The 13,806-nt window shown below is 44.0% G+C and carries 12 protein-coding genes; 3 read left to right on the top strand and 9 right to left on the bottom strand.

Annotation, left to right across the window (positions count from 1 at the left end; genetic code table 11):
* The 9 genes from BCU91_RS05905 to BCU91_RS05865 all read right to left on the bottom strand — a co-directional run.
* Nucleotides 1-872: cadherin-like domain-containing protein (locus BCU91_RS05905; RefSeq protein WP_198590440.1), on the bottom strand; the 872-nt coding region annotated here is incomplete at its 3' end.
* Between the two features lie 873 nt (nucleotides 873-1,745).
* Complete coding sequence (locus BCU91_RS05900; RefSeq protein WP_102440268.1) at nucleotides 1,746-2,516, bottom strand: ABC transporter permease; 771 nt, start codon at nucleotides 2,514-2,516, stop codon at nucleotides 1,746-1,748.
* Nucleotides 2,516-3,451: an ABC transporter ATP-binding protein gene (locus BCU91_RS05895; protein WP_102531098.1), complete on the bottom strand. Its 936-nt coding sequence runs from the start codon at nucleotides 3,449-3,451 to the stop codon at nucleotides 2,516-2,518. Before BCU91_RS05895 ends, BCU91_RS05900 begins: the two co-directional genes overlap by 1 nt.
* 162 nt (nucleotides 3,452-3,613) lie before the next feature.
* The gene (hpt, locus tag BCU91_RS05890) at nucleotides 3,614-4,144 is read right to left on the bottom strand and encodes a hypoxanthine phosphoribosyltransferase (protein WP_102440266.1); all 531 of its coding nucleotides are present in this window, start codon (nucleotides 4,142-4,144) and stop codon (nucleotides 3,614-3,616) included.
* Nucleotides 4,145-4,151: 7 nt separating this feature from the next.
* Nucleotides 4,152-4,823 (bottom strand): flavin prenyltransferase UbiX, encoded by a 672-nt coding sequence (locus BCU91_RS05885; RefSeq protein WP_102475935.1) that lies wholly within the window; start codon nucleotides 4,821-4,823, stop codon nucleotides 4,152-4,154.
* An 88-nt stretch (nucleotides 4,824-4,911) separates the two neighbouring features.
* On the bottom strand, nucleotides 4,912-6,300 hold the full coding sequence (gene mpl / locus BCU91_RS05880; protein WP_102531097.1) for a UDP-N-acetylmuramate:L-alanyl-gamma-D-glutamyl-meso-diaminopimelate ligase: 1,389 nt from the start codon (nucleotides 6,298-6,300) through the stop codon (nucleotides 4,912-4,914).
* A 164-nt stretch (nucleotides 6,301-6,464) separates the two neighbouring features.
* Nucleotides 6,465-7,298, bottom strand: coding sequence for an ion transporter (locus tag BCU91_RS05875; protein WP_102531096.1), 834 nt, complete (start codon nucleotides 7,296-7,298; stop codon nucleotides 6,465-6,467).
* A 128-nt stretch (nucleotides 7,299-7,426) separates the two neighbouring features.
* A complete protein-coding gene (locus BCU91_RS05870) occupies nucleotides 7,427-7,810 on the bottom strand; it encodes a VOC family protein (RefSeq protein ID WP_102475934.1) in 384 nt (127 codons plus the stop codon).
* 47 nt (nucleotides 7,811-7,857) lie between these two features.
* A complete protein-coding gene (locus tag BCU91_RS05865; protein ID WP_102531095.1) occupies nucleotides 7,858-9,090 on the bottom strand; it encodes a DEAD/DEAH box helicase in 1,233 nt (410 codons plus the stop codon).
* Nucleotides 9,091-9,368: 278 nt separating this feature from the next.
* Here BCU91_RS05865 and BCU91_RS05860 point away from each other — a divergent pair, with 278 nt between their 5' ends.
* The 3 genes from BCU91_RS05860 (at nucleotide 9,369) to BCU91_RS05850 (ending at nucleotide 13,768) form a co-directional block, all read left to right on the top strand.
* Entirely contained in the window at nucleotides 9,369-10,952 is a 1,584-nt protein-coding gene (locus tag BCU91_RS05860; protein WP_102531094.1) for an alkaline phosphatase, read from the top strand.
* Between the two features lie 12 nt (nucleotides 10,953-10,964).
* Nucleotides 10,965-12,875 (top strand): alkaline phosphatase, encoded by a 1,911-nt coding sequence (locus tag BCU91_RS05855; RefSeq protein ID WP_102531093.1) that lies wholly within the window; start codon nucleotides 10,965-10,967, stop codon nucleotides 12,873-12,875.
* A 134-nt stretch (nucleotides 12,876-13,009) separates the two neighbouring features.
* Nucleotides 13,010-13,768: a hypothetical protein gene (locus tag BCU91_RS05850; RefSeq protein ID WP_241904046.1), complete on the top strand. Its 759-nt coding sequence runs from the start codon at nucleotides 13,010-13,012 to the stop codon at nucleotides 13,766-13,768.
* The last annotated feature ends 38 nt before the right edge of the window (nucleotides 13,769-13,806 follow it).

The following is a 13,806-nucleotide window of genomic DNA, read 5'->3' as shown; positions in this document are numbered from 1 at the left end:
TTTGGCGCAAAGCTATGGGTGCCATCACCGTTGTCGGTAAGCACACCGTCAGTGCCGCTGTACGTCACCGTATCAACAGATAGGTTATCACCATCGATGTCGCTCGCATTCGCCAGCAGCTGCTCATCGGTAATGATGATTACGCCGTCTTCATTCATTGAGAAAGCTTGGTCTTCTACCTCGGCAGCATCATTTACCGCGGTCACATCGACATTAAAACTCATCGAGTCAGTAGTCGTATCTGTGGTAGGTAGATCATCAGCGTCTATCTGACCATCAGCATTGTTATCACTTGAAACATTTACCTCAAAAGTCTCACTGTTGGTCGCAGTGCTTGCATCTGTTGATGAGGCGCCATCAGATATTTCAGTTTCGCTATTTGCACTTGATGGTGTTGCTGCAGACGCAGTTGCTGACGAAGATGGCGCACCTGAACTAGTTGAAGCACCTTCAGCCCCACCGATACTTTGGGCGCCTGAAGATACAGCCTCTTCAGGGGCTGCATTAGCTGCCCCTTCGGCCGCAGAGCTACTAGCTGCTTCCGTATCAGCATCTGAGGTTGAGCTTTCAACAGCTGATGATTGAGAATCTGTTGAACTAGGGGCTGCAGAAGAAGCCTCGGCATTGGCGGCCTCTGCATCATCAGTTTGAGAGTCATCTGTTGATGATTCTGAGCCGCCTGAAGGAGCCAAGCTTTCTTCTGCCGTTTGTATGTCTACCGATGATGTCGCAGTCGCAACAGTATTGGTGACTGTTGATTGATTATTCTCAGCCTTAGATGATGAAACCGTCGAGTCTTCTGTGTTTACTTGTTCAACAGCATCATTAAGAGCATCATTTTCAGGATTATTAGACAGGTTATCATTTGACATAAAAAGGCCTATTTATAAAATAATTAATTGAATTTAAAAGCACGGAATCCCCAAGAGAACTGGGCAGTTCTCTTGTTCATTTAATAAATTTTTTGAATCATTTTCGGAAGGCCAATCAAACCCTAGTTTTTATTCACACCTATGTTAAAACTCAACATAACTATGCCTTTAGATTTAAACTAGCCTGTATAATTAACGGTAGTCTATAGTTTTGAGTTTGTGTATAAAAAACACACTTTTTTGATCTAGATCAATAAAACAACAAATCAACATGCCAAGTTGACAGGTTGACAGGTTGACAGGTTGACAGGTTGACAGAGGAAGAGTATTCGAGGGGGTTGCCCAAATAGCGGCTAAATAAATAACGTTACTAGATTAAATGAAGCTATAAGTAGATTTAATATCAACTCAAATTAAAAGTAATATCCAAGAATAATATAAAAAGGCTAAGCCCCTTTATTAGTATTTTTAAAACTATTCATATGACGAATTATTAATACTGATGTGTAGCGCTTCAACAATAAATAGCTCAAAGCTGAATTTAACTATTACACTTCAACCAATACTAACCCCGACAATAGTCTGCTAATGCCAAACAATAATGACTCAATCGTAAAGCCTTAAGTGAATGAGAGAAGTTTAAGAATGGAAGCGAAAAGGATTAAAATGGCAAATGATCAGCTGATATTCCTCCATTAACAGCTAAGAATTAAGTTTTTCTCAGTAATTACCATTGCAGCATAGTTATGTCGCGATTTAGTTAAAGCGACAGCCAAATAACAAAAAAGGACTCATTAGAGTCCTTTCAACAATCTTGCTCAGCTACATTTAACCAAGGAAGTTTAACCAAGCTAGCTTAACAGCTAACTAAACCTAGCTACGTAGGCCGATGCCACGTGAAATAAGGTAGTATGCTACAAACCATAGCGAGGCACAAAAGCCTACCATAATGGCAATTGATAACGGCACACTGATATCAGCAAAGCCTAAAAAGCCGTAGCGGAACACGTTTATCATATATACCACAGGGTTTAGCGCTGACACGCCTTGCCAAAAATCAGGTAGTAATGACAGCGAGTAAAACACCCCACCAAGATAAGTCAGTGGCGTTAAAATGAAAGTGGGGATAATGCTAATGTCATCAAAGCTTTTGGCAAATACCGCGTTAATTAACCCGCCTAACGCAAATAACACCGAGGTTAAAAACACCGTCATAATCACTAAGCCAACATGATGCAGGCTTAAATCAACAAAGAACATTGCCACCAAGGTCACAATCAAGCCGACACTTAAGCCACGGGCGACGCCGCCGCCAACAAAACCGGCAATCATCACATAATGCGGCACAGGTGCCACCATTAACTCTTCAATACTGCCGTGCATTTTGGCACTAAAAAAGGACGAGGCCACATTAGAATAGGAGTTGGTGATAACCGACATCATGATTAAACCTGGTGCAATAAACTCCATGTACGATACGCCGCCCATTTCACCAATACGGTTGCCAATTAAGTTACCAAAAATCAAAAAGTACAAGGTCATGGTAATGGCTGGCGGCACTAAGGTTTGTACCCAAATACGGGTAAAACGATTGGTTTCTTTAATTAAAATACTTTTAAAGGCAATCCAATAAAGCTTGTTCATTATTTTGAGTCCTTAGTTTTTTTAACTAACTCGACAAATAGCTCTTCAAGGCGATTAGCTTTGTTGCGCATTGATAGCACTTCGATATCTGCATTGCTTAACTGGTTAAACAAGTCATTCAAATTATTGGCTTTAGCCACATCCACTTCCAATGTGTGACCATCCACTAAGCGACAACTCATGTTATTTAATACAGGGGCAGTGGTAATATTATCGCTTAAATCTAAAATGAAGGTTTCCACATCCAGCTTACTGAGTAGGCTTTTCATGCTAGTGCATTCAACCAATAAGCCTTTATCGATAATGCCGATATTGCGGCACAGCATTTCCGCTTCTTCAAGGTAATGGGTGGTGAGAATAATGGTCACGCCCTGACTATTAATTTGCTTTAAGAACTCCCACATCGAGCGGCGAAGTTCGATATCAACCCCTGCTGTTGGTTCATCAAGGATCAGCAGTTTCGGCTCATGCATTAACGCGCGAGCAATCATTAAACGGCGTTTCATACCGCCTGATAATGCTCTGGCTTGGCTGTCACGTTTTTCCCATAAATCCAACTGGCTTAAATACTTTTGTGCACGCTGCAATGCCACTGCGCGGGTCACGCCATAGTAACCGGCTTGGTTAACTACAATTTGCAGCACGGTTTCAAACTGATTGAAGTTAAATTCTTGCGGCACTAAACCAATGCACATTTTGGCGCGCTCTAAGTTGTTGTCGATATCATAATCGAACACTTTAACGCTGCCTGATGTCTTTTGCACTAATGAGCTAATCACGCCAATAGTCGTCGATTTACCCGCACCATTGGGGCCTAATAGCGCAAAAAAATCGCCCTGCTCTACGGTTAAGCTAAGGCCTTTAACCGCTTGAACACCGCTCTTATAGGTTTTTTGCAGGTTTTCGATCACCAACGCTTTGGTGGGGTTGCTCATTGTGATACCTCTGGTTCATGAATTGCGAATGACGTGCTGTTAATTACACTGTCTTAATTACATGATCTTAATGACCTAATGTAAATGATTAACACGCAAAATTTTCTGACGCCCAAAACAAAACTCCCGCCTATAGCGGGAGTTTGTCGACCATAGATTGGATTAATCTAATGGTACAACTTTAGCAATGTAAGGTAAGTTACGATATTGCTCTGCGTAGTCAATACCATAGCCGACGATGAACTCATCAGGAATGGTAAAACCAATAAAGTCGACTGGTACATTAACTTCACGACGCTCAGGCTTATCGAGTAATGTACATAATGCTAAGCTTTTAGGCTCGCGCAGTAATAACATCTCACGTACTTTATTTAAGGTATTACCTGAATCAATTAAATCTTCAACAATCAATACGTCACGTCCGGCAATCTCAGATGATACATCTTTAAGGATCTTCACGTCACGTGTGCTTGTCATTGCATTGCCATAACTTGAAACTGACATGAAGTCGATTTCAACATGGCCTTTGATACGGCGACATAAGTCAGCCATAAAAACCACAGACCCTTTCAATAAGCCGACCATTAGCAAACGTTCGCTGTCTGCGTAATGGGTATTAATCCTTTCAGCTAATATATCCAGTTTTTCGCTGATTTCTTCTGCAGAAATCATCACTTCTGTTGTGTGTTTCATATTACTCTCAATTGTCGATTTTTTCGGACTTGTCGTTGGCATATCCCCAACGATTTGTCAGCCCGTGCTCTATGCCCAAATGATCTAGAATTCGGGAAACCATGAAGTTTACCAGATCTTCTATCGATTTGGGATAATGATAAAAGCCTGGTGCCGCTGGCATGATGGTCGCGCCGTTGCGAGTCAGGCTTAACATATGCTCTAAGTGTATGGCACTAAAAGGAGTTTCCCGAGGAACAAGGATTAATTGACCGCGCTCTTTTATTACTACATCTGCCGCTCTTTCTAACAAATTATTACTCATTCCGGTGGCAATCGCCGCTAAAGTGCCTGTTGAGCAGGGGCAAACCACCATTTGCTTTGGCGCCGCACTGCCAGATGCCGGTGGCGAAAACCATTCATCTTTGCCCAAAACCACCAGCTCACCAGCAGCATTTTTATCCATCTTAAAATGGGCTAATAACTGCTGACAGGCTTTTTCTGAGTTTGCGCTCAGTTGCAAACCTTCTTCAGTGGCAAGCACCACTCTGGCAGCACTTGAGATCATCAAAAACACTTGGTAATCGGCGGTCAGTAAGCACTGCAGTAACTTTAAACCATAGGGCGCACCAGAAGCGCCAGTCCACGCGAGACTAATGGCCTTTTCTTTTTTTGCGTACGGGTGGTTCGAATTACTCATATGTTCTCTTTTAATCAAGCTTTACCGCTTATACGGCCAAAACCGACTTATTGATGACTATTAACCTAATCTAACCTTATCTAGTAGGTTATTTTAGTGCATTTATCAATTGTTGATGGATACCATGAAAGCCGCCATTACTCATAATCACCACGGTATCACCACTTTGTGCTTGAGCTTTAACTTGAGCAATAATGGCGTCGATATCCGTAAACACGGCAACAGGAATACTGGCGCTAGCCATATTGGCTTTTAAATCCCAGCCGACATTGTCCGCTTGATACAAAAAGGCGCAATCCGCTAAGGCCATAGATGCTGCTAAAGTGTCTTTATGTACGCCGCTTTTCATGGTGTTTGAGCGCGGCTCGAGCACCACGATTAATTTACCTGTAGCTAAATCGCCCTCGCCCACTTTGGCGCGCAGGCCTTGTAAAGTCGTTTCAATGGCCGTTGGATGATGCGCAAAGTCATCATAAACCGCAATGCCATTAACGGTATCTAATAGCTCTAAACGACGTTTTGGCGGCGCAAATTGGCTCAAGGCTTCAATAGCATGACTTGGCGCTACGCCAACATGCCTTGCTGCTGCGATGGCCATTATGGCATTTTCAATATTGTGCTGACCGATTAAGCCCCAGTTTAATATGCCTTGGGACTCGCCATTAAACTTCACTTCAAACTCATGACCGTCTGCAGCAATGGTTTTACCATACCAGCCTGTGGCGCTATGCTCAGTGGCATAAAAATGCTCTTGCTCGCTCCAACAACCTAATTCAATCACTTGTTTTACCGCCTCTACTTCAGCAGGCCAAATGACTTTACCTTCACTGGGAACCGTGCGGATAACATGATTAAATTGGCGCTGAATAGCAGCCAGATCGGCAAATATGTCGGCATGATCAAACTCAAGATTATTAATCACTAAAGTACGCGGGCGGTAATGCACAAACTTAGAGCGTTTATCGAAAAAGGCACTGTCATATTCATCGGCCTCAACCACAAAAAAAGGCGAGTTACCTAAACGGGCTGACACGCCAAAGTTTTGCGGTACGCCACCAATTAAAAAGCCCGGCTCATAGCCGCAATATTCTAATACCCACGCCAACATACTGGAGGTTGAGGTTTTACCATGGGTGCCTGATACCGCCAGTACCCAGCGTTCTGGCAAGATATATTCTGATAAAAACTGCGGCCCTGAGGTGTATTTAATGCCACGGTTTAATACTGCTTCAACACAAGGATTACCACGGCTCATAGCATTACCAATGACCACTAAATCTGGCTGATTTTCACCTTCTTTACCCAGCTGTACGGGGTCGAAGCCTTGAATAAGCTCAATGCCTTGCTGTTCAAGCTGGGTGCTCATAGGTGGATACACATTGGCATCACTACCGGTGACTTTGTGTCCCATACCGCGGGCTAATAACGCTAAACCGCCCATAAAAGTGCCACAAATTCCAAGAATATGTACGTGCATGCCGTTGCTCTACTTAAAAAATAATCAGGGGGCTATTCTAATGCAAATAGGGGGTTAATGTCAGTTATCGCTGCTAACAAAACAGGCAAGCATAAATGCTTGCCTGTTTTAAGGGGCTATCCATAAGCTTGGCTTAGATTACTGCTTAAGCCTTGGTTGTAGTTTTAAGTATTCGTTTTAGCTTGCAGCAGCGCGGTTAACTTATCTATCTTGTCGTGCAGCAGCTGGATATCTTCCGTGGTTGCCGCTGTTTTTGACTCAACGTTTTTATCATCGTTGACCTCTTGCTCTTCACGCATTATTTTGGTTTCTTCGCCCATCACATCTAGCACTGCGCCCACCATCATGTTTAAAAACACAAAAGTCGTTAAGAAAATAAACGTCAAGTAATACAGCCAACTTAGTGGATACACTGCCATGGTTTCGTACATGATCGAGGTCCATGACTCGAACGTAGAAATACGGAACAATGTCAGCATCGCAATAGACACATCGCCCCATAAAAAGTCATTCACATGGGCAAAAAACATGCTACCAATCGCGCCATAAATATAGAAGATTACAAACATTAATAATGCAATATAACCCATGCGTGGAATGGCTTTAAGCAGCGCATTAATCAACATTCTCAGCTCTGGCACCATAGACACCAGTCGTAACACCCTGAAAATACGTAATAGTCGCGCCAGTAATATGGTGGAGCCACCCAATGGTACTAAACTGCCAATCACAATAATGGTGTCGAAGATATTCCAGCCCTTGGAGAAGAAGGACTTAATACCATCACTGGCCATGTAGCGAATAATGAGCTCAAACAAAAAGAACACTGTAATGGCAATATCCAACACATATAAGCTGTTTTCAAGCCAAGTAGGCAAATGATAGGTGTGAGCACCAATAGATAATGCCGACACAATAATCACAAAAATAACAAATCCCTGGAAGGTTTTGCTTTGGTCAATTTTTTTTAGTACTGAGAGCATACCTGTTGCTTGCATAATGAATGGTTTTCTCCAAATGAGGCGCACTTTTGAGGACAGCAGAGCCTACTGAACCATGCTTAAATTAGAATTAAAAGCTTCAGCTATCACTAATGTTACAGTTAATAAAATACTTAGGTTGGCAACTAGCCTTGATAAATCTCTAGCGGTAAATCATCAGGATCGCTAAAGAAAGTGAACTTCTTGCCAGTGTATTCATCGATTCGAATAGGCTCGACATCGACATTGTGTGAGGTTAAATGCGCCACGACCGCATCAATATCGGTGACCTTAAAGGCTAAATGACGCAGTCCTTGAGCCTCAGGATAACTGGGGCGTATAGGCGAGTTTGGAATAGAAAACAGCTCAATCTGACTGCCATCTGCCAGCTGTAAATCAAGCTTGTAAGATTGGCGATCTTCACGGTAGTTTTCTGCCAACACCTTAAAGCCTAAAACTTCAGTGTAGAAGTGTTTTGAGCGCGGATAATCTTCACAAATGATCGCCACATGATGAATACCTTTAAACATAGCCTTTCCTATTCAGTTAGTGATATTAGCAACTGCTGTAAGTCAGCTTAACGGCCTTTTTTAGACTGCGCTAAGGCTTTTTGGCGGGCTTGTTGCTTAAGGGATCCCTTTTTCGTTTTACGGGTCACGGGGGCAACTTGGGTTAAATCGGGCTCAAACCCTTGCAGCCATTGCTGTGGTAAACGTCTATCTAAAAAGGCTTCCAGTTTTATTAATTGCGGCTCATCATCAACACTTAACAAAGTAATGGCTTGGCCTGCTTTGCCAGCGCGGCCTGTACGACCAATGCGGTGAATGTAGTCTTCGTTTTGAAACGGCAGCTCAATGTTCACCACATAGTTTAGCTCATTAATATCTAGCCCTCTGGCAGCAACATCGGTGGCCACCAGCGCTTTAATGTCACCCGATTTAAACTGCGCTAACACGCTCTCACGCATTGTTTGCGAAAGATCTGCATGAAATGCCACAGCATTAACCCCCGCTTGTTTCATTTGCGCAGCTGCTTTATCCGCCCCTTGCTTGGTGCGGCTAAAGATTAACGCTTGTTGCCAACTTTCTTTGTTAATCAAGTGACACAATGCGGGCATTTTTTTATTGGCATCAAGGTTATACACCCGCTCAACAATTTTGGCCGCTGTCGTATTGCGCTCGCTGGTTTCAATCACTTGAGGCGATTGCAGCAGTCGCTTACTGAACTTAAAAATACGCTCATCTAACGTTGCTGAAAACAATAAGGTTTGGCGCTCTTTTGGCAGGCGCTTTAATACCTCGATAATTTCATCTCTAAAGCCCATGTCTAACATGCGGTCGGCTTCATCAAATACCAACTGGCTGATGTTTGATAATGTCATCACTCGATTACGTAAGTGATCTAATAACCTGCCCGGCGTAGCAACAATAATATCTGCCCCCGCTTTAATGGCATCAGCCTGCGCTTTAATACTCACGCCGCCATACACCATTAGCGAGCTAATTTGAGTGTGCTCGGCATAGGTTTGAATGCTTTGATTTACTTGTTGGGCCAACTCACGTGTTGGCACCAATATTAACGCGCGAGTGCGTTCTTGATGCTCACAAGGCGATGTATTAACGAGTTTTTGTATTATCGGCAATGCAAAGGCTGCGGTTTTACCCGTACCCGTTTGCGCCCCAGCTAATACGTCTTTTCCGGCAAGCACCACTGGAATTGCTTGTTGCTGGATCGGTGTAGGTTGCTCGTAACCTAAACGGGCTAAATGCTCAACTAACTCAGCTTGCAGCGATAACGAAGAAAAAGACATAAACACTCCTAAAAACAGATACCCCAAAGTTTACCATGCTGGTTATTTTCTCAATAGGAAGAGTTTTGTCATTACCATCAGCTTGATGATGTCATTTGTAGGCTATTAATTAGTGCATACAACTGCCAAGACACAAAAGCGAAACATTTCGATCACAAAAGCATCAACTTTGCGTAAGACCTTGTTCATATAACCGCTCTATGCTTTTCAAGTTTCCAAGGGTTGAGCCACGAATTGCAGCCTACCCCACCCAACTCGTCAATAGGATAGACAACATAATGAATAAGACCTGGAAAGCATCATATGGTGTGCTTGCTTTAGTCATTTCAAGTGCCCTAAATGCTGAAGTGCTACCGACATACCAAACTGAAAATGCTTGGTTTACTGATGCACAAAGCGCAATCGATGCAAAACTGAATACCAATAATCAATTCAAAGCTAAAAACGTGATCATTTTTGTCGGTGATGGCATGGGCGTTTCTACCCTAACGGCATCACGCATTCTTCAAGGGCAATTGGCAGGAAACCCTGGTGAAGAAGGCTACTTAAGCTTTGAAACATTCCCGCACACTGCTTTAGTCAAAACCTACAACGTTGATGCGCAAACCCCAGATTCTGCAGGCACCATGACAGCAATGATGTCGGGTCTTAAAAGTGATGCTGGTGTATTAGGTGTTGATGAAGACATCGTGCGCGGCGACTGTTCAACCGTTGCTGGTAACGAAGTAGTCACAGCGCTTGAGCTTGCTGAAATTAAAGGTTTAGCAACGGGTATTGTCTCAACTGCGCGCATTACCCACGCGACACCCGCTGCAACCTATGCAAAATCTGCCGACCGCAACTGGGAAGATATCTCAGACATGCCAGAAGATGCGGTAACTGGCGGCTGTAAAGATATTGCCGATCAACTAGTGAATTTTGAAGCTAATGTCGAAGCCCGTTTTAAAGGTGTTGATATTGATGGTATCGACGTGGTTATGGGCGGCGGTCGTCGTCACTTTTTACCAAAAGATGCCAGCTTTAACAGCGCAGATGCCGTGAGTGAGATTGAAGGCGATCGCACTGATTCACGAGATTTAACCGCTGAGTGGCAAGCAAAATACAGCGAAGGTGTTTATGTAATGGATCAAGCAGGATTTGATGCCATTGATACCGAAAACACCAAGCAGCTGATAGGGTTATTTAACGAATCTCATATGCAGTATGAAGCTGACCGTGACAATGATGTAGCAGGTGAGCCATCAATTGCACAAATGACCAGTAAAGCTATCGATATTCTAGATAATAACGATAACGGTTTCTTCTTAATGGTTGAATCAGGCCGTATTGACCACGGTCATCACGCAGGTAGCGCTTATAACGCGTTAACCGATGCCATTGCATTGTCTGATGCCGTTAAAGAAGCGGTCGCAAAAACTGACCCAAGCGAAACACTGATTCTGGTTACCGCTGACCACGGTCACGTGTTCACCATTGCCGGTTACCCAAAACGCGGCAACCCTATCTTAGGTAAAGTTGTTGGTATCGGTAGCACTGAACCTTCAACAGCATCTGATGGCCTACCTTACACCACTTTAGGTTACACCAACGGTAATGGCTTCCACGATTTAGGTGATGAAACCGATGCTGACGCAGGTTACGGCGAAGACGTTAACGCGGGTCGTCAAGACCTAACCAATATTGATACAACGACTTCTGGTTTCCACCAGGAAGCCTTAATTCCAATGAGCTCAGAAACCCACTCAGGTGAAGACATCACTTTGCATGCACAAGGTCCAGGCGCACAACTGGTACAAGGCGTTGTTGAGCAAAGCGTGGTATTTCACCTTATTGAGCAATCTCTCGACTTAATTCAGCAATAAGCAGGAATGAACATGAAAAACTTAAATCTATCCCTAGTCGCCCTTGCTGTAATGGGTCTATCTGCTTGTTCAGACGGTGATGATGGTTCAAACGGTGCCGATGGTTCGAACGGTTCAAATGGTTCAACGAGCCTTATCGTGCAAACAGCTTTAGCCATTGGCGATGCAAACTGTCCTAACAGCGGCGTGCAAATTGACTCAGGTATTGATACCGACAGCGATGGTGAATTGCAAAGCACTGAAGTCACAGCCACTGAATACGTCTGTGCTCCTGGTAATTCAACCGTTAGCACCAGCGACATATTAACCAGCGTTAACAACGATTGGTTTGTAGCAGGTCAGCAAGAAATCACCGCAGCACGCCAAAATTGGCTTGCTGCCACAACGCCAAGTATGGCTACAACGAGCAGCGCTAAAACATCAGTACCATCTGTTGCGGCAACTAATGCTAGCGCCTTAAACGAATTACGTGGCAGTGCTAAAAACGTGATTTTATTTGTCGGTGACGGCATGGGCATTTCAACGGTGACAGCAGCGCGTATTTTAGAAGGCCAAATGCAAGGTAAAAACGGTGAAGAGCATAACCTTTCATTCGATACCTTCCCATTTGCAGGCTTAGCTAAAACCTACAACGTTGATGCACAAACCCCTGACTCAGCAGGCACTATGACTGCAATGATGAGCGGCGTTAAATCTGACGCTGGTGTCTTAGGTGTTGATGAACATGTTGAGCGCGGCGACTGTAGCACTGTTGCGGGCACAGAGTTAATTACCGCATTAGAACTGGCTGAAATCGCGGGTAAATCTACAGGGGTTATCTCAACGGCGCGTATTACTCATGCAACGCCAGCGGCGACCTACGCAAAGTCAGCTGATCGCAACTGGGAAGATATTTCCGACATGCCAGAAGATGCGGTATCCGGTGGTTGTAAAGATATTGCTGACCAATTAGTCAACTTCGAAGCCAACCTAGAAGCGCGTATTAGCGGTATTGATGTTGATGGTATCGACGTGGTAATGGGCGGCGGTCGTCGTCACTTTTTACCTAAAGATGCTGCTTATAACTCAGCAGATGCCGTCAGTTCAATTGAAGGTGACCGCACCGATGGTCGTGACTTAACTGCAGAATGGCAAGCCACTTATGCAGACGGTGTTTATGTGATGGATCAAGCAGGTTTTGATGCCATTGATGCAGCTAGCACGACTCGTGTAATGGGCTTATTTAACGAGTCTCATATGCAGTATGAAGCTGACCGCGCTAATGATGTTGCGGGCGAGCCATCGGTTGCAGAAATGACCGCTAAAGCCATTGATATCCTTGATAACAATGATGAAGGTTTCTTCTTAACCGTTGAGTCAGGTCGTATCGACCACGGCCATCACGCAGGCAGTGCATACAACGCCCTAACGGACACAATTGCATTTTCTGATGCGATTGCCAAAGCCGTTGAAATGACCGATATGTCAGATACGTTAATCATTGTCACCGCCGATCATGGCCACGTATTTACCATTGCTGGTTACCCTAAACGCGGTAATCCAATCTTAGGTAAAGTGGTTGGCATTGGTAGCGAAGAACCATCAACTGCGGCAGATGGCATGCCATACACCACACTGGGTTACACCAATGGTCGCGGCTATAAAAACCTCGGCACTGAAACCGATGCCGATGCTGGATACGGTGAAGATATTACTGCAGGTCGTTTTGACCTAACCGATATCGACACTGCTTCAACAGGTTTTCACCAGGAGTCTTTAGTGCCGACTAGCTCTGAAACCCATGCGGGTGAAGATGTCGGTATTTATGCTTACGGCCCAGGGGCAATGTTAGTTAACGGCACCAATGAACAGAGTGTGATTTATCACATCATGGACTTTGCCGCCGACTTAACCAACAAAGCGAACGCAGCAATAGCGAACTAAACCGTTCGCTTACAAGCGAACGAGTCTAAAAGCCAAGGCTGCAACCTAATTGCAGCCTTGGTTTAATTGATTATTTTAGCCTTAACCTTTTTATATCGACATGCATCACTATCAGCAATGTCATAGGAGTTCCCGTGAAGTTACCTCTGCCTTTATCAATCATGTTTTCAAGTCTGCTTATCACTTTATCCGCTGCAAGTTACGCCCAATGCGACTTATCCTCGTCAAGCTTACAGGCAAGTTATCAACTCACCTCCACTGATAGTCCAGTCAGCCAACACCAGAATAAAAGCAGCCTTAATTTATGGCGCCAAGGCAATACCGTGGCGCATCAATACCCGCAAACTGATATCACTGAATCATGGTTTTTGCTCAATAATAAGCAAATCAAACCCACCCGTTTTTTTGATGGCTATCAACGCGGTATTGAATACCAACCAGGCGAAATGGTTCACGGCAAGTCTGAACACGACTGGTCATATCGTTATCAATTTATCTCTGACAAGCTTATTTCACAGTTAACACTTAGCGCCGAAACAGGCAAAGGCTGTGAGCGTCAGCAAGTGCTCACTCAAACCTCTGCCAACAGTAAAATTGAGCTAGTTTGGTTACCTGAACTTCAACTTATTAGTCGTTTTAGTTGGACAAAAAACCAAGGTAAACATCAAACCCACGAGCAATGGCAACTCACTGAACTCAGCCATGACGCAAATAAAATCGCTGCTTTTTTCAATCAGCTTAATCATTACAAAATGACCGATTACGCCGATATTGGCGACGATCATAGCGATGAGTTTTTGACGAACATGGTAACTTTGGGGTTTGTTGAGCACGGCGCATCAGGGTTTTATGACACAGAAGGAAAAGCAATCAGTGATGGGCATTCACACTGACATTAACTTAGACATGGACATAAACATGGACATAAACA

Origin of the sequence: Shewanella sp. 10N.286.52.B9 (assembly GCF_002873635.1) — a bacterium.
Lineage (GTDB): Bacteria > Pseudomonadota > Gammaproteobacteria > Enterobacterales > Shewanellaceae > Shewanella.
The sequence above is the reverse complement of the archived record's forward strand: the minus strand, read 5'-3'. Positions and strand labels throughout refer to the sequence as shown.